Genomic DNA, 18,806 nt, shown 5'->3' on the forward strand with positions numbered 1-18,806 from the left:
CGCGCGGGATGCGCGGGGCGCGTGCGGGGTGCGCGCGGGGCGCGGGGCGCGGCGCGCGGAGGGCGCGCGCGCAGCGGGAAGAAGGCGGTCACGCCTCCGGGGTCGGGCCGGTGTAGCCGCTGCTCCAGCGGAACCGGTGGGGCGGCTGGGCGTACTCCTCGATGGCGTGCGCGATCCAGCCGACCGTCCGGGCGACGGCGAAGATCACCTCGGCCGCCCCGGCGCCCATTCCGGCCGAGTGTGCGAGGGCCGCCACCGCGAAGTCGATGTTCGGCTTCGCGTTCGCCGTCCGGACGAGATCGTCGAGCGTCGCCTGGAGGTCGTCGGGGATCGGCACGAGGTCGAGCAGCGCCCGCGCTCGGGGATCGCCGTCTGGATACAGCGAGTGCCCGAACCCCGGCAGTCCACCACTCCGCAGGTGCTCGGCGATCGCGGACGCCGCTCCGTCCCGGGCGGCGGTCTCGATCAGCCGGTAGACGCCGGCTCCGACCGCGCCGTGCATCGGCCCGTCCAGCGCGCCCAAGCCGGCCGACACCACGGCGTACGGGTGGGCTCGGGTCGATGCGGCGACGCGTACCGCGATGGTCGAAGCGGCCAGGTCATGGTCCGCGAGCAGGACGAGTGCCGCGTTGATGGCCCGAAGGTCCCGCGCGGAGGGTGCGCGTTCGGTCAGTCGCGACCACAGGCGGGCCGCGACGGCGCGATCGGCCGGCTCGCCTCGCGCGGGCAGCGCGTCGACCATGGTCGCGACCAGCTCCGGCGCACGGACAACCACAGTGGACGGAGAAAGATCGAACCTCAGTGGGTCCGTCGCCGCCGCCACCGCGACGATCACCGGCAGCCGATCGGCCAGCCGCGCGTGCGGCGGCAGGTGGGCACTCGCGCTCCGCGCCCGCTCCAGCGCCTCGCCTGGCGCCGCGAACTCGGTCGCGCCACCACCCCACAGCCACGCGGCCACTTGCTCGAACGGGGTGTCCACCAGACTCGCGGCATCCCGGCCTCGATAAAAGAGCCGGTTGTACGCGATGAGCGTGATCGCCGTCCGCATAGCCGGTGCGGCATCCCGCTCCGGCCGTGTTCCCTGCGTACGCGAGGCCAGCCGTTCCACGTCCGAGAGCCGGAACCGGCTGATCCGCTCGCCCGGCACCTTGACGCGAGTCAACAGCCCCCGGCTCACGTACGCATAAATCGTCTCCGGCTTGATCCGCAGCCGCTGGGCGACTTCGGCGGTGGTCAACAGCTGATCATCGGCCATGTGGCCATGGTCTCACATTGACTGAATCAACGTTGACTGAAGAGGTTCGCCGGAGCGACGCTCGCGGCATGCCTGAACTCGTCACCGTCCCGCGCGGACTCGCCGGAGTCGTGGTCACCGACACCACGATCGGCCACGTACGCGGCCGCGAAGGCTTCTACCACTACCGGCAGTACTCGGCGATCGACCTCGCCGAGCGCCGTACGCTCGAGGACGTCTGGGCGCTGTTGATCGACGGCGCGCTGCCCGTTTCCACCGCGTCGGCCGGCTCGCTCCCGGCCGAGATCGCGCCGCTGCGCCACATCCCACCGGCGGTCGCCGCAGCCCTCCCCTCGATCGCGGCCGTCTCCACCTCGGCCGACCCGATGGGCGGATTGCGCGCGGCGCTCGCCGTCGCCGGCCTGGCCGCCGGGGCTCGCCCGCTGTACGACACGTCTCCCGATGAACGGCGCGCGCAGGCGATGCGCCTCTGTGCGCTGACCCCATCCCTGCTGGCGGCGCTGTACCGCCTGTCGTCCGGCCTCGACCCGATCGCGCCCCGGGACGACCTGTCGCACACGGCCAACTACCTCTACATGATCACCGGTTCGGTTCCCTCGACGGAACAGGTCAGCGCGATCCAGAAGTACCTGATCGCGACCGTCGACCACGGCTTCAACGCGTCCACCTTCACCGCCCGCGTCATCGCCTCCACCGGCGCCGACCTGTACGCCTGCATCGGCGGCGCGCTCGGCGCCCTGTCGGGCCCCCTGCACGGCGGCGCCCCGAGCCGAGCATTGGACACATTGGACGCAATCGGCACAGTCGACCAGGCGGACGCCTGGCTGCGCGAACGCATCCTCAACGGCGACCGGATCATGGGCTTCGGCCACCCGATCTATCGCACCGAAGACCCCCGTTCACGCATGCTGAAGGGCGTCGCCCAGTCGCTCGGCGGGGACCTGGTGGACTTCGCGGTCGCCGTCGAAGCACGAGTGCTGGCGTTGCTCGCCGAGCTGAAGCCGGGCCGGGAGCTGCACACCAACGTGGAGTACTACGCCGGGGTCGTCATGGAACTGTGCGGTCTTCCGCGCGAGATGTTCACCCCGACCTTCGCCACCAGCCGGGTCATCGGATGGTGCGCCAACGTGCTGGAGCAGGCCGAGGACTCGAAGATCATCCGGCCGGACTCGCGGTACGTCGGACCGCCGCCGCCCCAGCCCGTCCCCGATCCCGCTTAGGACCTCCGGTCGTACTTGGTCAGGTCGAAGCGGCGCATCAGGTCGATGAGGTTGTTCGCGTACGTCGGCGAGGTGGCGTACCCGGCCTTGTGGATCTCGCGCGCGAACCGCTCGGGGTCGTCGGCGTACTTCATCGCGGTCTGGTAGCGGGACAGCGTCGCGAGCTGCCGCCCGTGGTCGTCGAACGACTCCCCCATCGCTCGGTACGCCCGGAAGGACGCCCGGGTGGTGCGGCACTTGCCGTTGGAGCACTCCTGCGTGACGTAGGTCGAGCAGCCGACCGCGATCGGACCGGGCCCGCCGAAGCACTTCATGCCGAAGTAGCTGTGGTCGACCCGGGTAAGCGTGCTACGACCCCAACCGGATTCGAGGATGGCCTGGGCGATGGTGACCGAGGCGGGCACCTTCCAGGTACGGGCGCTCGCCTGGGCCGCCCCGGCCACCCGGGCGAAGAAGCCGTCCTTGGTCGCCGCCGGTACGGTCGCCGGCGCCTGCCCGCACCAGGGATATCGCGGCGTCGTCGGGGCCCAGTGGACGTACTTGTCGGCGACGTAGCGGCCGGGGCCGATGCGATCCCAGACGGCGTTGCCGTCGACGGTGCTGCCCCAGCTGCGGCATTCGACGCGCAGCCCGGCCGCGTCGCCGAGCGAGCCGACGGTGGAGTGTTTGGTGCTCGGCCCGGAGCGGACGTTGAGGCTTCCGGACGTGACGTCGACCGCCGACGACGTCGCGTCCACGGGCGGGTCGCCGCACCACGGCAGGGCCGGGCGGCCGGACGGCCACTGGAGGAAACCGTCGGCGACGTGGCCGTGGCCCCAGTCCAGCCGATCCCACAGCGCGGCCGTACGCTGCGTCCCCTTCACCTGCTGGCCCCAGACCTGGCAGACGACCCGGACCCGGGAGCCGTCGTCGACGGTGCCCAAGATCGACCGATCGGTCGCCGCGCCGGATCGGACGTTGAGGCCACCGGGGGCGCGCACGATCGCTTCCGCGCCGGCCTTGGCGATCGCCCGGTCGAGCGGCATCGTCTGGCCCACCGGCATCGTCTGATCGAGCGGCATCGTCTGATCGCGGGGCGGGGCGGCGCTCGTGGGGCTGGCCAGGGCAAACGTTCCGAGGAGCAGGCCGAGCCCGACGATGCCGAAGAACTTCATACCCAATCAACGCAATTCCGAAGTTACCGTCACTGCACGACAAGTCCGGACAGTGGCATTGGTCTCAGCAAACATTCATGGTCGCCCCGAGGCAACCCGGCTAGCGTTACGCCCCATGGCAGATGGATCGGTCTATACGTCCAGATCACGGACCCGGCGACGGGTACGGCGGTACGTCATCGCCGGCGGGCTCGCCGTCGTGGTGCTGCTCGGGGCGGCCGGCGTCGGCGGCTGGCTCTACCTGCGCGGCGTCGACAAGAAGGTGGACCGCATCTCGGTCGCCGCGTTGAGCGACAGCAAGAAGTCCAGCACCCCCGAAGGCATCGCCGCCGGCGCGATGAACATCCTGCTGCTCGGCAGCGACTCCCGGGACCCCGACAAGACCAGCGGCTCGCGTACCGACACGATCATGGTGGCCCACATCAGCGCGGACCACAAAGACGTCCAGCTCGTCTCGATCCCCCGCGACACCTGGGTCTACGTCCCCCAGTCCAGCGACGGCGAGGGCGGCGAATACGCCAAGATCAACAGCGCGTACGCCTGGGGCGGCGCCGACTTGATGGTGCAGACCGTCGAGAAGTTCACCGGTCTCCAGCTCGACCACGTGATGATGATCGACTTCGCGGGCTTCAAGGAGATCATCGACGCCGTCGGGGGCATCGACATCAAGGTGGACAAGACGTTCACCTCGATCCACTCGCCGTACCGAAAGTTCACGAAGAACAAGGCGGGCACCACCACCCACATGGACGGCGCGACCGCGCTCGACTATGCCCGCCAGCGCAAGCAGTTCCCGGACGGCGACTTCGCCCGGATCGCCCACCAGCACCAGATCATCAAGGCGGTCATGGACAAGGCCACCAGCACCGGGACGGTCACCGACCTGACCAAGCTGACCTCGTTCCTCAACGCCACCGCGAGCGCGATCACCGTCGACGACACCCTGTCGCCGCTCAACCTGGCCTGGGCGCTGCGGGCGATCGGCAGCTCGGACGTCACCTTCCTGACCAACCCCACCGGCAGTACGCCGACCATCGACGGGCAGAGCGTGGTCAAGTCCGACACCGCGAAGGCGACCGAGCTGTGGGAGTCGGTGGGCAACGACACCGTGCCGACCTGGGCCTTGGCCAACCCCTCCTACGTCCGCTGACCCGCACCACCCCCGTCCCTCCCCCGCGGCGCCCGGCGGCGAGTTGATCTAGGCGGCAAATGGTCGCCCTGCCCACCATCTCCCGCCTAGATCAACTCGCCGCACGTTGATCTTGAACGGAAAACGTCGCCATAGCGACGGGATCCATTCAAGATCGCAACCGTGGACGCCCGACGCAGCCGCCGCCACCGTTGATCATGGGGTTTCCGGTTACGACACGCCGTCGAGACCACGGTTAACTCCATGATCAACGCGGAAGGGGCGACGCGCAGGGGGCGACGCGGGAGGGCGACGCGGGAGGGGGCGGAAGGGGGCGACGCGGGGGGGCGACGCCGGAGGGGGCCGACGCCGGAGGGGGCCGACGCGGGAGGGCGGCGCGGGAGGGGGCGACGGGTCAGGTGAGGGAGGGTGGGTCGTAGCGGTAGAGGTTGAGGTCCTTCATCAGACCGACGAGGTGCGCGGCGTACGCCGGAGAGGTCGCGTACCCGGCGCGTTGTAGTTCCAGGGCGAACCGGTTCGGGGTGGCCGCGTACTTCATCGCCGTCTTGTAGTACGGCAGCCGGGCCAGCGCCCGCCCGTGGTCTTCGAAGGAGTCCCCCACCCGCCGGTACGCCCGGAACGAGTCCCGAGTGGCGTAGCACCGGGAGCCGGCGCATTCGCGGGTGGCGTACGTCGTGCAGCCGAGCGCGACCGCGCCGGGGTCGCCGAAGCATTTCATGCCGAAGAGGTTGTGCTCGGTGACGGCGAGCGGGCTGCGGCCCCAGCCGGATTCGAGGATGGCCTGGGCGATGGTGACCGAGGCGGGCACCTTCCACCGACGGGCGCTCGCCTGGGCCGGTCCGATCACCGACGCGAGGAAGGCCTGGTTCGACGCCGGGGTCGACGGGGCCGCCGCGCCGCACCAGCGCAGCCGCGGTTGGCCGTTGGGCCAGCGCACGAAGGCCGCGGTCACGAAGCGGCGTACGCCCAGCTGGTACCAGACGGGATTGCCGTTGACCGACTGCGACCAGGCCTGGCACAGCGGCCGGACTGATCCGGTCACTGTGGACACGATGGCGTGCGAGGTGGCCGGGCCGGATCGCACGTTCAACGGGAACGGCAGGTTCACCACGGCCGTGCCGGCTGGCACGGCGAGCGCGGAGCACGACGGCGTCGCCGCGCGCCGAGTGGTCCACGACAGGAACGCGTCGGAGGCGTATCCGCCGCTCGTCAGGCGTACCCAGGTCGTCGTCGTGCGGATCGAGCCGACGATCTGCTGTCCGCGTACCCGGCAGGTGATCGAGACGGCCTGGCGATGCGCGAGGCGCGACTGGACGCGGTCGGCGAGACGCGGGCCGGAGCGGACGTTGAGCCCGACCTTGGACTGGACCACCGCGCGCCCAGCACCAGGAGAAAAGGCCGCGAAAACCGGCGGAGCGAGCGGCAGCGAAAGCCCGACACCGAGCGCAATCGCGGCAAACCTTCGCAGACTTGCCATAAATCGACGATAACCCGTTAATACCCATAAAGTGCGAGAACGGCGTGATCTTCGCCGCTAACCCCGCCCCCGATGCCGGATCATGGTGGTCCACCCGGAACAATGGTCGGTATGCTGACCCGCCCGGATCTCCGTAACGTCGCGATCGTCGCGCACGTCGACCACGGCAAGACCACGCTCGTCGACGCCATGCTCAAGCAGGGCGGAGCGATCCACACCCGCGGCGAGATGGCCGACCGGGTGATGGACTCGATGGATCTCGAACGCGAGAAGGGCATCACCATTCTCGCGAAGAACACCGCGGTCCACTACCAGGGCGCGGACGGCGACTCCGTCACGATCAACATCATCGACACGCCCGGCCACGCCGACTTCGGCGGCGAGGTCGAGCGCGGTCTGACCATGGTCGACGGCGTGGTGCTGCTCGTGGACGCGTCCGAGGGACCGCTGCCGCAGACCCGCTTCGTGCTGCGCAAGGCGCTCAAGGCCAAGCTGCCGATCATCCTCGTGATCAACAAGGTGGACCGTCCCGACGCCCGGATCAAGGAGGTCGTGGACGACACCTACGAGCTGTTCCTCGACCTGGACGCGGACGAGTCCCAGATCGACTTCCCGATCGTCTACGCCTGCGCCCGGGACGGCATCGCGTCCCTGAGCCAGCCCGAGGACGGCAAGATCCCGACCGACTCCGAGACGTTGCAGCCGCTGTTCCAGACGCTGCTCGACACCATCCCGGCGCCGACGTACACCGAGGACGCGCCGCTCCAGGCGCACGTGACGAACCTCGACGCCTCGCCGTTCCTGGGCCGGCTCGCGCTGTGCCGCGTACGGGAGGGCGTCATCCGCAAGGGTCAGTCCGTCGCGTGGTGCAAGACCGACGGTTCGACCGAGCGCGTACGCATCTCCGAGCTGCTCATGACGGAGGGGCTGGAGCGCAAGCCGGCCGAGCAGGCCGGGCCGGGCGACATCATCGCCGTCGCCGGCATTCCGGAGATCATGATCGGTGAGACGCTGGCCGACGCGGAGAACCCGATTCCGCTGCCGCTGATCACGGTGGACGAGCCGGCCATCTCGATGACCATCGGCACCAACAACTCGCCGCTGGTCGGCCGGGTCAAGGGCGCGAAGGTCACCGCCCGCATGGTCAAGGACCGGCTGGACAAGGAACTGGTCGGCAACGTGTCGCTGCGCGTCCTGCCGACGGACCGCCCGGACTCCTGGGAGGTGCAGGGCCGTGGTGAGCTGGCGCTGGCCATCCTCGTCGAGCAGATGCGGCGCGAGTCCTACGAGCTGACCGTCGGCAAGCCGCAGGTCGTCACCCGGGAGATCGACGGCAAGGTCTGCGAGCCCGTCGAGCGACTGACCATCGACGCCCCCGAGGAGCACCTCGGCGCGATCACCCAGCTGCTGGCCACCCGCAAGGGCCGCATGGAGCAGATGGTCAACCACGGCACCGGCTGGATCCGGATGGAGTGGCTGGTCCCGGCGCGCGGCCTGATCGGCTTCCGCACCGAGTTCCTCACCGACACCCGGGGCACCGGCATCCTGCACCACGTCTTCGAGAAGTACGAGCCGTGGTTCGGCGAGCTGCGTACCCGCAACAACGGGTCGCTGGTCGCCGACCGGTCCGGCCCGGTGACCGCCTTCGCGATGACCAACCTCCAGGAGCGCGGCACCCTGTTCGTGGAGCCCGGCACCGAGGTCTACGAAGGCATGATCGTCGGCGAGAACTCGCGCTCCGACGACATGGACGTCAACATCACCAAGGAGAAGAAGCTCACCAACATGCGCTCCTCCACGGCGGACGAGACCGAGAAGCTCATCCCGCCGCGCAAGCTGTCGCTCGAGCAGGCGCTCGAGTTCTGCCGCGAGGACGAGTGCGTAGAGGTCACTCCGGCCGCCGTGCGCATCCGCAAGGTCACGCTCGACCAGACCCAGCGGGCGCGCGAGACCGCGCGGCGCAAGCACCAGAACTAAGTGATACGCACAACGGGGCGGTCCGATTCGGACCGCCCCGTTCGTGTTTCCCGAATGGGATCAGCCCTCGCCGACGCAGAGCTTCTTGCCGCCGTCCCGGTTGAGATCGCCGGACATGCGCTCGATCTCGCCGATCGCCGACGCCGGGCAGGACGCGTCCCGGTCGACCACCGAGACGATCACCCCGTCATGCCGTTGCGTGCAGTCGACGATGTCCACGTCGGTGTCGGTGAGCACGATGACGCACCGGCCGACCTGGTTCTCCGCGGTGTCCTTGGCGGCGGCCCAGGCCCCCAGCCCGAGAATGAGGATCGGCACCAGCAGCACGTACGCCAGCGGCCGCAGGAGCACCGGCTTGCCTGGCTGCGCCGGGCGTACCGGCGCGTCGACGGGCGGGGTCGGCTCGGCCAGGCCGGTCAGCTTCCGCCGGCTGAGCAGGTTGCCGAGCACGACGAACGGGAAGATGAACAACGACAGCAGGCCGGCCCAGCCGACGCCCACGGTGTGCGCGGTGGCCGACCGGAAGACGCTCAGACCGCAGTCGCGGCAGAACGGGCCGGGATAGGTCACGGTCTGCCGCATGATGAACATGCCGGTGTGGCGCTTGAAGGTCACGTCGACCGCGGGGCGGCTGCCGCAGTATCGGCAGCTGATGTCCAGCGCCGGAGCGTGTGGCACTGGAGCCGCCGGCCGGTCCGACAGGTTCGGCGGGAAGAGATCAGTCACGGATGCAGGAGCGTAGCGGGGCGGCGCTCGTCGCGCCGCCCCGTTTTCACCGCCGTTCGGCCGGCGATCAGTACTGCGAGCAGGGGCAGCTGACCATCAGCGCCCGAACGTTGCTGACGTACTGCGGGTTCGGGATGACGATGGTGGTGCCGTTGTCGACCGCGCCGTAACCGAAGTTGTAGGCCGCGATCACCGCGTTGAGCAGGCACGGCGTCTTGTAGTTCGGCACCGACGGATCGGTGCTGACGCAGTCGCCGGCGTCGATCGTGTAGTCGCTTTCGAAGTACAGGTCCGCGAAGTACTTGATCAGCCATTGGAGGTACGCCGAGCCGATCATCGTGTTGCCGGTCAGGGTGTTCGGGTCGAGGTTCGTCTCGAAACGCTGGTTCATCCAGGTGACCGTGTCCCGCATGATCTGCATCGTGCCCATGCCGCCGTCGCAGGCCATGATGGTCGACTGCCAGCCGCTCTCCTGCCAGGCGGTCGCCTTGATCAGCGAAGGCGGCAGGCTCACCTGCGACACCGTCCAGAAGCGGGTCGCCGCCGCCGCTTCCAGCGCCACGCGTACGTCGGCCTTGGGGGCGACCTTGCCCGTGTAGAACGGACAGTTCTTGGCCAGCGGCGAATTACGCCGGGGCAGGGCGGGCGGCGGGTTCGTCACGGTGACGGCTTTGCGGACCGTCGGCACGCCCGGATTGGATCGCCGGACCTTCGGCGTACCGGTCGACGTCGACGTGGAAGGTGCGGCTGCGACGGCTGCCGCGGAGGACGCCGTGGCCGAGGGGGCTGCCACCTGGCCCGCCGCAGCGACGGCCGGCTCGTCGGCAGCGGCCGGAGTCGTCTCGGCCGACTTGGCCGGCGACGTCGCGACGTCGGCGAAACCCCACGCTGCCAGTCCGGCCAGGCTGACGCCCGCCAAGGTCACGGCGAGTGGGACAGCGAACCACGATTTACGCATACTGGTGTTCCTCCCCGTTCTCCAGTACGAACCTCGGAACCGTACCCGTCTAGGCCGATGGCGGCCACTCGGGACGGGGAATCGATTCCCTACCGGGTAGCGTGCTGGACCATGACGCCCGAACTCGACGCCCTCACCCCGGAGCTGGATTCGCTGGTCGCCGACGCAAACGGCACCATCTCGATCTGGGCCGGGCCCGTCGGGGGGCCGCCCGCGTACGCCCGCGACGCCGACGCGACCCACTACGCGGCGAGCACGATGAAGGCCGCGGTGCTGGTCGCCTTGTACCGCCTGGCCGAGGCGGGCGAGCTGAGCCTCGACGACGAGATCGAGATCCGCAACGAGTTCCCGTCGGTCTGGCCGGGGGCGGGCGACTTCTCGATCGACGTCACCGACGACAACGACGACGAGGTCACCGACCGGCTCGGGCAGCGGACCACCCTCGGCTGGCTGGCCGAGCGCATGATCGTGCGGTCGAGCAACCTGGCCACCAACCTGGTGATCTCCCGAGTGGGCGTCGCGCCCGTGGCCGAGGTCTGGCGGTCGGTCGGCGCCCGGCACTCCGTCACCGGCCGGGGCATCGAGGACGCGGCCGCCCGCGCCGAGGGCGTGACGAACCTGGTCACCGCGGCCGACCTGGCCGCCCTGTTCTCCGCGATCGCCGACGGGACCGCCGCTTCGGCCGACAGCTGCACGGCGATGCTGCGCATTCTGCAGGCCCAGGAGTACCGCGAGGACCTGCCGGCCGGGCTGCCGCCGGGCACCCCGGTCGCCGCGAAGAACGGCTGGGTGACCGGCGTACGCCACGGGGCCGGGGTCGTTCTGCCCGCCGGCGAGCCGCCGTTCACCCTCGTGGTATGCACGACGACGCTGCTCGGCGAGGCCGAAGGAGCCGCCCTGGTGGCCCGGATCGCGACGGCGGCCTGGCGGGACCGAAAAGCCTTCACATAAAGTGGCCTGGTGCCGATCGTCGAAGTGCGCACGCACCGCCTCACCGCCCCCCTGCACACCCCGTTCGTCACCGCGCTGCGGCGGACGACGCACGTCGCGAGCCTGATCGTCGAGCTCGTCGACGAAGACGGCCGGTCGGGCTTCGGCGAGGCGCCGCAAGTCTGGCAGGTCACCGGGGACAGCATCGACGGCTCGCAGGCCTGCGTCGAGCAGATCCTCGGGCCGCTGGTCACCGGCGCCGATCCAGCCGAGGTCGTCGGGCTCAGCCGGGCCGTCGAACGGGCGGTCGTCGGGAACGAGGCGGCCAAGACGGCCATCGACTGCGCGCTGCACGACCTGGCCGCGCGCCGCGCCGGACTTCCCCTCGTACGCACGCTGGGCGGCGCTGCGTTGAGCGTACAAACTGATGTGACCCTGTCGGCCGGTGAAGCCGACGGCCTGCGCGAAGCCGCCACCGCGCGGGTCAAGGAGGGTTTCACCACCCTGAAGCTGAAGGTGGGCACGGACGCCGCCGGCGACCTGGCCCGGATCCAGGCGGTACGCGAAGCCGCCGGGCCGGGCGTGACGATCCGCCTGGACGCCAACCAGGGCTGGACCGCGCGGGACGCGGTGAAGATCATCCACGGTCTGGAGGACGCCCGGCTGGGCATCGAGTTCGTGGAGCAGCCGGTGCCGCGCTGGGACCTCGAGGGCCTGGCCTGGGTGAGCGAGCGGGTCGACACCCCGATCATGGCCGACGAGTCGGTGTTCGGCGTGCGGGACCTCGTCGAGGTGATCCGGCGGCGCGCGGCCGATCTCGTCAACGTCAAGTTGGCCAAGTGCGGCGGCCTGACGAACGCCCGGACGCTGCTGGAGTTGGCCCGCGCGCATGGCCTCGGCACCGTTGTGGGCTCGATGATGGAGGGCCCGATCGGCATCGGCGCGGCCGCCTCGCTGGTCGCCGCCTACCCGACCACCGCGGTCAGCGACCTCGACGCCGCGTGGTGGCTGGCCTCGTCCCCCGTGACCGGCGGCATCCGGTACGAGGGTTCGGCCGTCGTCCTGCCGGACGCGCCAGGACTGGGCGTCTCGCTGTGACCGCCCGGATCGGGGTCGCCACCGCGACCTTGTTCCGCGAGCCGACGACCGACCGGCCGCTGGACGCCCCCGCCCTCGCCCCGGTCACCGACGTACGCAAATGGGTCGCGTCGCTGGACCCGGCCGAACGGCTGCGGACCGCCGTGGTCAGCCAGGCGCTGCTGGGCGAACCCGCGATCGTCGACTCCACTCTCGACGGCTGGTCCAAGGTGGTGCTCACCGGGCAGCCCGCGACCGACCTCGATCCGCGCGGCTATCCGGGCTGGCTGCCGTCCTGCCAGCTCACTCCGTCCGATGCCGCCTCCCCGGTCTCCTCCGCGGCTTCCTCCCTGGCGGACTCCCCGGCTGGTGCGGACCTCGTGGTCGCCGTGACCGCGACGACGCTGCGTGACGTGCCCGACGGCGACCTCGTCCTGCCCGCCGTCGTCCTCGGTACGCGACTCCGCCGAGCGCCGCTCACCGGACCGGGCCGCTCCGCAGCCAGCGCCTCCGCCAGCGGCTGGTGCGCCGTCCACGTGCCCGGCCACCCGGAACCGTTGTGGGCGCGCAGCCTCGACCTGGCTCCCGCGCCCACCACCGTGACCCCCCGCGAGGTGCTCAAAACCGCGGCGATGCTGCGCGAGACGCCGTACGTGTGGGGCGGGCTGTCGCCGTTCGGCATCGACTGCTCCGGCCTCGTCCACCTCTCCTGGCGCCGGCACGGGGTGACCCTGCCCCGGGACGCGTACAACCAGGCGGCCTTCACCGCGCCCATCCCGTTCGGCACCGAACGGCCCGGCGACCTCTACTTCTTCGCGCGCCCGGGGCAGCGGGTGCACCACGTCGGATTCGTCGCCTCGGCACCACGCGGTGACACCCGGATCATGCTGCACGCGTGCTCCGAACAACGGGAAGTAGTGATCGAAGAGGTACGCGGAAAGCGGGCGGACACGCTCGTCGCTGCTCATCGCGTACCGCTCTGACGCTCCCGCCCGCTCTGCTGTCCCGCTCGCCCCGCTCGCCCGAGCTTCGAAACGATCTCCGGAAGGCCACGTACCTTACCGTGTCAAGATCAGGTACGTGGGCTTCCGGAGATCACGAGCGCGATGCCTCGGTCGGGCAACCGCGCCGGTAATGCGCGAGAAAAGCGTCAGCCCTGGCCGCGTACGCGGTGCGACTCGTCACGCGAGGAGGTCGGCCGATCGCGAGAGGCATCCGGCTGAGCATCCCCCGAGCCAGAAGAAGAGCCGGCGGAGGACTGCTCAGCGGCGGCGAGCGCAGCCTCCTTCCGAGCATCTCGGCTGGATTTGATCAGGCTGGCGATCGTCGCGATGACGAGCGTACCGATGATCACGGTGAGCGAGAGCCAGATCGGCACGTGGGGCGCCCAGCTCACCGGCTCGCCGCCGTTGATGAACGGCACGTTGTTCGTGGCGAGCGCTTCGAGGAACAGCTTCACGCCGATGAACGCGAGGACGACCGACAGCCCGATCGACAGGTAGACGAGCCGGTCGAGCAGCCCGCCGAGCAGGAAGTACAGCTGGCGCAGACCCATCAGCGCGAACACGTTCGCGGTGAAGACCAGGTACGGCTCCTTCGTCAGGCCGAAGATCGCCGGGATGGAGTCGAGCGCGAAGATCAGGTCGGTGGTGCCGATCGCGATCATCACGATGAGCATCGGGGTGAACAGGAGTTTGCCGTTGAGCCGGGTGGTGAGCCGCGCGCCGTCGGGCTGGGGGCTCATCGGCAGGATCCGGCGCGCCGTCCGGATCATGATGTTCTCCTTGTAGTCGCCTTCGTCGTCCTCGCCGTGCTTGACCAGGCCCCAAGCGGTGTAGATCAAGAAGGCGCCGAAGATGTAGAAGACCCAGGAGAACCGGCTCACCACTGCCGCGCCGGCCGCGATGAACGCGCCACGCATGACGAGCGCTATCACGATGCCGACCAGCAAGACCTTCTGCTGGTAGATGCGCGGCACCGCGAAGCGGGCCATGATGATCACGAAGACGAAGAGGTTGTCGACGGAGAGGCTGTACTCGGTCAGCCAGCCGGCGAAGAACTCACCGCCGTACTGTGCGCCGTGCGAGATGTAGACCCAGACGCCGAACAGCACCGCCAGGCCCACGTAGAACGTGACCCACAGCGACGATTCCTTGAATGACGGCTCGTGGGGTCTCCGGCCGACGATCATGAGATCGACGACCAGTAGAGCCACCAGGGCTACCAGGGTGATGGTCCATTCCAGCGTGGACACGTTCATGCAGAGGTCCTCCGGTCGGCAGCGTGATGCCCCGGAGGTCTCTCCCGCCACGTGCTGACGCTCGTGACCGGCGGCCCCGGGTTCCGATGTGCGAACCGTGCTGACGAAGCCGCCGCGGGGGATACTCCCCTCCCAGTCGGGCTCCATTGTTGCTCACGAAGTCCCCCCAGGCCCAACAGGGGTGCGCGGCACGCCGTGGCAGGATGCCGTCATGGTGTTGGAGATCGCACAATTCGAGATCACGCCGGGTGCGGAGGAGGCGTTCGAGGCCGCGTACGTCGAGGGTCGGGCGCTCCTCGCGCAGACGCCGGGCTTCCGCGACGCGCGCATGACGCGCGGCGTCGAGTCCCCGTCCCGTTTCGTCCTGCTTGTCGAGTGGGACACCGTCGAGGCCCATGAGGTCGGCTTCCGCGGTTCCGACCGCTTCCCGGCCTGGCGCGCGCTCATCGGCCCGCACTTCGCCGAGCCTCCGGTGGTCGAGCACTTCGCGTACCTGCCGTGAAACTGGTCGCCGCGGACGGCGTACAAATCGATGCACATCATGACCCAGGCCCGCGGGACCTGGCCTTCGTGCTGGCTCACGGCTTCACGGGGGCCTGGAATAAGCCGGCGGTACGCCGGGCGGGGGCGGTCTTCGCCCGGCACGGGGGTGTGGTGTCCTTCGATTTCCGAGGGCACGGCCGGTCCGGCGGCCGGTCGACGGTGGGCGATCGAGAGATCGACGATCTCGAAGCCGCCGTGGCGTGGGCACGCGAGTTGGGCTACGGCAGGATCGCCACGATCGGCTTCTCCATGGGCGCGTCCGTCGCGGTCCGGCACGCCGCGCTGATCCGTGGCGTCGACGCGGTCGCCGCGGTCAGCGGGCCGGCGCGGTGGTACTACCGGGGCACGGTGCCGATGCGGCGAGTCCACTGGGTGATCGAGAAGCCGACGGGACGGCTCGTGAGCCGGATCATGCTGCGTACGCGGATCGCCAGCGAAGGCTGGAGTCCGGTGCCGCCCGCGCCCTTCGAGGTCGTCGGCAAGATCACGCCGACGCCGTTGCTCGTCGTGCACGGCGACCAGGACGCGTACTTCCCGTTGGAGCACGCCCACCAGCTCTTCGACGCCGCCGCCGAGCCCAAGGAACTCTGGATCGAGCACGGCTTCGGCCACGCCGAGAACGCGGCGCCGCCCGAGTTGCTGGAACGCATCGCCCAGTGGGTCATACGCTCCTGATCGCTGTCGTCTCCGGCTGCATCGGGCCGGCCGGGCCGCCGAGGAAGTCCCGCAACACTTGCGCGACCTGATCGGGCGCGGCCGCGATCGGCCCCGGACCCGAGCCCAGGGCGACCCCGCGTACGGCGTCGGCCCAGACCTGCCAGCGGGCGACCAGATCGGCGCCCTCGGTGCTCCACAGCACCAGCGTCGGGCAGGTGATCCGCGCCGGAGCCTCCAACGGCAGCGCGTCGATCACCACGAGGTGACTCACCAGCTCCGGATGATCCGTGGCGAGCCGCTGCGCCACGTACGCCCCACGATCCGGGCCGACGGCGGCGAAGTTCCGGTGCCCGAGCTGCGCCATCAGGCGTACGCAGTCCGCCGCCTGCTGGGCGGGCTCGCCGAAGGGCGACAGATCCGGGCAAACGACGGTGAAGCCGACGGCCAGCATCGGCGCCACCTCGTGCCACGTCTTCGGCGTACGCGGCAGTCTCGGCGTACGCGGACGGCCGGGCATGGTGAACCGACTACGGCTGTTGGGCCGGCCGGGCAGCAGCAGAACCGGCGGACCCGAACCTCCGGTCCAGGCCCGCAGAATCACGCCGCCGCCGACGTCCACCCGTCGCTGCTGGAATCCCTCGAACACCCCGCGCAGATTCCCATCCGGCCGGGGTGTCCAAACAAGACGCAGCTCAGAGCGCGACCTCCATGGTCCGCAACTCCTTCTTCAGCTCCTGCATCTCGTCCCGGATCCGGGCGGCCAGCTCGAACTGCAACTCTCCGGCCGCGGCGAGCATCTGCCCGTTGAGATCGGTGATGAGGCGGGCCAGCTCCTCGCGCGCCATGCCCTGCGTCTTCGCCTCGATCCGGCCCTTGTTGCGGCTGGACGCAGTCGGCGTCGGCGTCTTGCCGCGACTCTGCGCCCGGCCGCTGCCCATCGCCGAACTGGTGATGACCGCGCCACCCGCCCCGTGCCCGGCCAGGGCGCTCTCGGTCTCCTCGGCCTCCCGGTAGATGTCGTCGAGGATGTCGTGGATCTTCTTCCGCAACGGTTGCGGGTCGACCCCGTTCGCCTCGTTGTACGCCACCTGCTTCGCCCGGCGCCGATTGGTCTCCTCGATCGCGTTCGCCATCGACGGGGTGATCTTGTCCGCGTACATGTGGACCTCGCCGGAGACGTTTCGCGCCGCGCGGCCGATGGTCTGGATCAGCGACGTGCCGGAGCGCAGGAAGCCCTCCTTGTCGGCGTCGAGGATCGCGACCAGCGAGACCTCGGGGAGGTCGAGACCCTCGCGGAGCAGGTTGATGCCGACGAGGACGTCGTAGTCGCCCTTGCGCAGCTCCTTGAGCAGCTCGACCCGGCGCAGCGTGTCGACCTCGGAGTGCAGGTAGCGCACCCGGATGCCGTGCTCCAGCAGATAGTCGGTGAGGTCCTCGGCCATCTTCTTGGTCAGCGTCGTCACCAGTACGCGCTCGTCCTTGGCGGTCCGCAGGTTGATCTCGTGCATCAGATCGTCGATCTGGCCCTTGGTCTTCTTGACCACCACCTGCGGGTCGACCAGGCCGGTCGGGCGGATGACCTGCTCGACGAACTCGCCGCCGCTCTGCCGCAACTCCCACGGGCCGGGGGTGGCGGAGAGGAAGACCTGCTGCCCGACCCGCTCCAGGAACTCGTCGAACCGCAGCGGTCGGTTGTCCATCGCCGACGGCAACCGGAAACCGTGCTCGACCAGGATGCGCTTACGGGAGGCGTCGCCCTCGTACATCCCGCCGATCTGCGGCACCGTCACGTGCGACTCGTCGATGACGGTGAGGAAGTCGTCGGGGAAGTAGTCGAGCAGGCAGTGCGGCGGACTGCCGGCCTCGCGGTAGTCGATGTGCCGCGAGTAGTTCTCGATGCCCGAGCAGAACCCGACCTGGCGCATCATCTCGATGTCGTAGCTGGTCCGCATCCGCAGCCGCTGCGCCTCCAGGAGCTTGCCCTGCCGCTCCAGCTCGGCCAGCCGCTCCTCCAGCTCCTTCTCGATGCCGATCAGCGCGCGCTCCATCCGCTCCGGCCCGGCGGTGTAGTGCGTCGCCGGGAAGACCAGCAGCTGGTCGACCTCGCGGACCACGTCACCCGTCAACGGGTGCAGATAGGACAGTCGCTCGACCTCGTCACCGAACATCTCGATGCGGATCGCCAGCTCCTCATACGCCGGGATGATCTCCAGCGTGTCCCCGCGTACGCGGAAAGTGCCACGGTTGAACGCGATGTCGTTGCGCGCGTATTGAATGTCGACCAACCGGCGCAGCAGCTGGTCGCGGTCCAGCTCCTCGCCCTTGACGATCTTCACCGTGCGATCGAGGTATTCCTGCGGCGTCCCGAGGCCGTAGATGGCGCTGACGGTGGCCACCACGACCACGTCCCGCCGGGTCAACAGCGACATCGTCGCCGAGTGCCGCAGCCGCTCGACCTCCTCGTTGATCGAGGAGTCCTTCTCGATGTAGGTGTCCGTCTGCGGGATGTATGCCTCAGGCTGGTAGTAGTCGTAATAGCTCACGAAGTATTCGACGGCGTTGTTGGGCATCAGCTCGCGGAACTCCTTGGCGAGCTGGGCGCACAGCGTCTTGTTGGGGGCCAGCACCAGCGTCGGCCGTTGCAGCTTCTCCACGAGCCACGCGGTCGTCGCGCTCTTGCCCGTGCCGGTAGCACCCATCAGGACGACGTGCTTCTCCCCCGCCCGGACCCGCCGCTCGAGGTCGGCGATCGCCGTCGGCTGGTCGCCCGAGGGGACGTAGTCACTGATGACCTCGAACGTGCCGTCGATGCGGGGAATCTCCAAACCCATGCCATCCAACCTAACGCCTGCGTATGACAACGCCCCTTGATCGACCTCGCCCGGAGGGGCGATCCGGGTCGATATTGCGATTGTGTGACGTGAACCATCCGAGTACCGTCAATAGCCGTAGGCCGCTCGCGGCGGCCGACCGGGGCTGTGATCGGACCTCCACACCGGCCGATCCCCTCGGCGCTGGGTCGCTGCTCCCGCGGCGACGTCACCGCTGTCCCAAACGGCGAGGGCGTCGCGGGCCCGGTGAGCGCACCTCCGCGGTCGCGCGCCTAGCGCGCTGACCGGCCGCCGCGGGCGTCCTTACGTCCTGCGGCTTCCTTTGCGCCCAGCCTCACTTGCTGCCAACGTCTCACCTGCTGCCAACGCGGCAACCCGTCTCCCTGTTCCCGCCACTCCCCCTTGTCTTGTTGCAGCCGCGCCCCCAGCCTGCGCACCCCTCCCGCGCCCTGCTCGCTCGCCCCGCCGCGCGCTCGCCCCGCCGCGCGCTGCTCCGTTAGGGGCGGATCAGGGATATGCATGCGATCTTGGACGGTTTAAGCATGCATATCCGTGATCTGCCGCTGACGATTGGGCGGGCGGGCCGCTGGG

At 69.6% G+C, this 18,806-nt stretch carries 15 protein-coding genes and 1 pseudogene; 8 read left to right on the forward strand and 8 right to left on the reverse strand.

Annotated features, from left to right (window positions below; genetic code table 11):
• Positions 1-88 precede the first annotated feature (88 nt).
• Positions 89-1,255: a citrate synthase gene (locus AB0M47_RS19410; protein ID WP_363415288.1), complete on the reverse strand. Its 1,167-nt coding sequence runs from the start codon at positions 1,253-1,255 to the stop codon at positions 89-91.
• 68 nt (positions 1,256-1,323) lie between these two features.
• Here AB0M47_RS19410 and AB0M47_RS19415 point away from each other — a divergent pair, with 68 nt between their 5' ends.
• The gene (locus AB0M47_RS19415) at positions 1,324-2,475 is read left to right on the forward strand and encodes a citrate synthase/methylcitrate synthase (protein WP_363415291.1); all 1,152 of its coding nucleotides are present in this window, start codon (positions 1,324-1,326) and stop codon (positions 2,473-2,475) included.
• Here AB0M47_RS19415 and gsmA (AB0M47_RS19420) read toward each other — a convergent pair.
• Positions 2,472-3,629, reverse strand: a complete 1,158-nt coding sequence (gene gsmA / locus AB0M47_RS19420) for a sporangiospore maturation cell wall hydrolase GsmA (protein WP_363415294.1) — start codon at positions 3,627-3,629, stop codon at positions 2,472-2,474. The two genes, AB0M47_RS19415 and gsmA (AB0M47_RS19420), sit on opposite strands and share 4 nt — an antisense overlap.
• 115 nt (positions 3,630-3,744) lie before the next feature.
• Between gsmA (AB0M47_RS19420) and AB0M47_RS19425 the strand changes: the two genes are divergently transcribed.
• On the forward strand, positions 3,745-4,779 hold the full coding sequence (locus tag AB0M47_RS19425; RefSeq protein ID WP_363415297.1) for an LCP family protein: 1,035 nt from the start codon (positions 3,745-3,747) through the stop codon (positions 4,777-4,779).
• Positions 4,780-5,173: 394 nt separating this feature from the next.
• On the opposite strand, the gene gsmA (AB0M47_RS19430) is transcribed toward AB0M47_RS19425, so the two are convergent.
• Complete coding sequence (gene gsmA, locus AB0M47_RS19430; protein ID WP_363415299.1) at positions 5,174-6,151, reverse strand: sporangiospore maturation cell wall hydrolase GsmA; 978 nt, start codon at positions 6,149-6,151, stop codon at positions 5,174-5,176.
• 216 nt (positions 6,152-6,367) lie between these two features.
• On the opposite strand from gsmA (AB0M47_RS19430), the gene typA reads away from it, so the two are divergent.
• Positions 6,368-8,233, forward strand: a complete 1,866-nt coding sequence (typA, locus tag AB0M47_RS19435; protein WP_363415302.1) for a translational GTPase TypA — start codon at positions 6,368-6,370, stop codon at positions 8,231-8,233.
• Between the two features lie 60 nt (positions 8,234-8,293).
• Here the strand turns inward: typA and AB0M47_RS19440 are convergent, their stop codons facing one another.
• Together AB0M47_RS19440 and AB0M47_RS19445 are read right to left on the reverse strand one after the other, a co-directional pair.
• Positions 8,294-8,959, reverse strand: a complete 666-nt coding sequence (locus AB0M47_RS19440; protein WP_363415305.1) for a hypothetical protein — start codon at positions 8,957-8,959, stop codon at positions 8,294-8,296.
• Positions 8,960-9,026: 67 nt separating this feature from the next.
• Complete coding sequence (locus tag AB0M47_RS19445) at positions 9,027-9,917, reverse strand: lytic transglycosylase domain-containing protein (protein WP_363415308.1); 891 nt, start codon at positions 9,915-9,917, stop codon at positions 9,027-9,029.
• 111 nt (positions 9,918-10,028) lie between these two features.
• On the opposite strand from AB0M47_RS19445, the gene AB0M47_RS19450 reads away from it, so the two are divergent.
• Genes AB0M47_RS19450 through AB0M47_RS19460 form a run of 3 tightly spaced genes read left to right on the forward strand, consistent with a single transcriptional unit; the run spans position 10,029 to position 12,907 of the window.
• Entirely contained in the window at positions 10,029-10,868 is an 840-nt protein-coding gene (locus tag AB0M47_RS19450) for a serine hydrolase (protein ID WP_363415311.1), read from the forward strand.
• A 9-nt stretch (positions 10,869-10,877) separates the two neighbouring features.
• Positions 10,878-11,945: a dipeptide epimerase gene (locus AB0M47_RS19455; RefSeq protein WP_363415314.1), complete on the forward strand. Its 1,068-nt coding sequence runs from the start codon at positions 10,878-10,880 to the stop codon at positions 11,943-11,945.
• Positions 11,942-12,907: a C40 family peptidase gene (locus AB0M47_RS19460; protein WP_363415317.1), complete on the forward strand. Its 966-nt coding sequence runs from the start codon at positions 11,942-11,944 to the stop codon at positions 12,905-12,907. The genes AB0M47_RS19455 and AB0M47_RS19460 overlap by 4 nt, the downstream gene beginning before the upstream one ends.
• Before the next feature lie 302 nt (positions 12,908-13,209).
• Here the strand turns inward: AB0M47_RS19460 and AB0M47_RS19465 are convergent.
• A pseudogene (locus AB0M47_RS19465) lies at positions 13,210-14,184 on the reverse strand (TerC family protein); the annotation flags it as partial.
• A 211-nt stretch (positions 14,185-14,395) separates the two neighbouring features.
• On the opposite strand from AB0M47_RS19465, the gene AB0M47_RS19470 reads away from it, so the two are divergent.
• Together AB0M47_RS19470 and AB0M47_RS19475 are read left to right on the forward strand one after the other, a co-directional pair.
• Positions 14,396-14,686 carry an antibiotic biosynthesis monooxygenase gene (locus AB0M47_RS19470; protein WP_253761692.1) on the forward strand — a complete coding sequence of 97 codons (291 nt, stop codon included), beginning with the start codon at positions 14,396-14,398 and terminating at the stop codon, positions 14,684-14,686.
• On the forward strand, positions 14,683-15,402 hold the full coding sequence (locus tag AB0M47_RS19475) for an alpha/beta fold hydrolase (RefSeq protein ID WP_363415320.1): 720 nt from the start codon (positions 14,683-14,685) through the stop codon (positions 15,400-15,402). The genes AB0M47_RS19470 and AB0M47_RS19475 overlap by 4 nt, the downstream gene beginning before the upstream one ends.
• Here the strand turns inward: AB0M47_RS19475 and AB0M47_RS19480 are convergent.
• Complete coding sequence (locus AB0M47_RS19480; RefSeq protein ID WP_363415323.1) at positions 15,389-16,030, reverse strand: alpha/beta hydrolase; 642 nt, start codon at positions 16,028-16,030, stop codon at positions 15,389-15,391. The two genes, AB0M47_RS19475 and AB0M47_RS19480, sit on opposite strands and share 14 nt — an antisense overlap.
• A gap of 46 nt (positions 16,031-16,076) precedes the next feature.
• Positions 16,077-18,215, reverse strand: coding sequence for an excinuclease ABC subunit UvrB (gene uvrB / locus AB0M47_RS19485; RefSeq protein WP_363415326.1), 2,139 nt, complete (start codon positions 18,213-18,215; stop codon positions 16,077-16,079).
• Between the last annotated feature and the right edge of the window lie 591 nt (positions 18,216-18,806).

This window comes from Hamadaea sp. NPDC051192 (assembly GCF_040682475.1).
Lineage (GTDB): Bacteria > Actinomycetota > Actinomycetes > Mycobacteriales > Micromonosporaceae > Hamadaea > Hamadaea flava.

Bases quoted from the DNA above. Each gene is read 5' to 3' on its own strand.
- AB0M47_RS19415 (WP_363415291.1), top strand. From the start codon at position 1,324: ATGCCTGAACTCGTCACCGTCCCGCGCGGACTCGCCGGAGTCGTGGTC.
- AB0M47_RS19445 (WP_363415308.1), bottom strand. From the start codon at position 9,917: ATGCGTAAATCGTGGTTCGCTGTCCCACTCGCCGTGACCTTGGCGGGC.
- AB0M47_RS19470 (WP_253761692.1), top strand. From the start codon at position 14,396: ATGGTGTTGGAGATCGCACAATTCGAGATCACGCCGGGTGCGGAGGAG.
- AB0M47_RS19450 (WP_363415311.1), top strand. From the start codon at position 10,029: ATGACGCCCGAACTCGACGCCCTCACCCCGGAGCTGGATTCGCTGGTC.
- typA (WP_363415302.1), top strand. From the start codon at position 6,368: ATGCTGACCCGCCCGGATCTCCGTAACGTCGCGATCGTCGCGCACGTC.
- AB0M47_RS19410 (WP_363415288.1), bottom strand. From the start codon at position 1,255: ATGGCCGATGATCAGCTGTTGACCACCGCCGAAGTCGCCCAGCGGCTG.
- uvrB (WP_363415326.1), bottom strand. From the start codon at position 18,215: ATGGGTTTGGAGATTCCCCGCATCGACGGCACGTTCGAGGTCATCAGT.
- gsmA (WP_363415294.1), bottom strand. From the start codon at position 3,629: ATGAAGTTCTTCGGCATCGTCGGGCTCGGCCTGCTCCTCGGAACGTTT.
- AB0M47_RS19425 (WP_363415297.1), top strand. From the start codon at position 3,745: ATGGCAGATGGATCGGTCTATACGTCCAGATCACGGACCCGGCGACGG.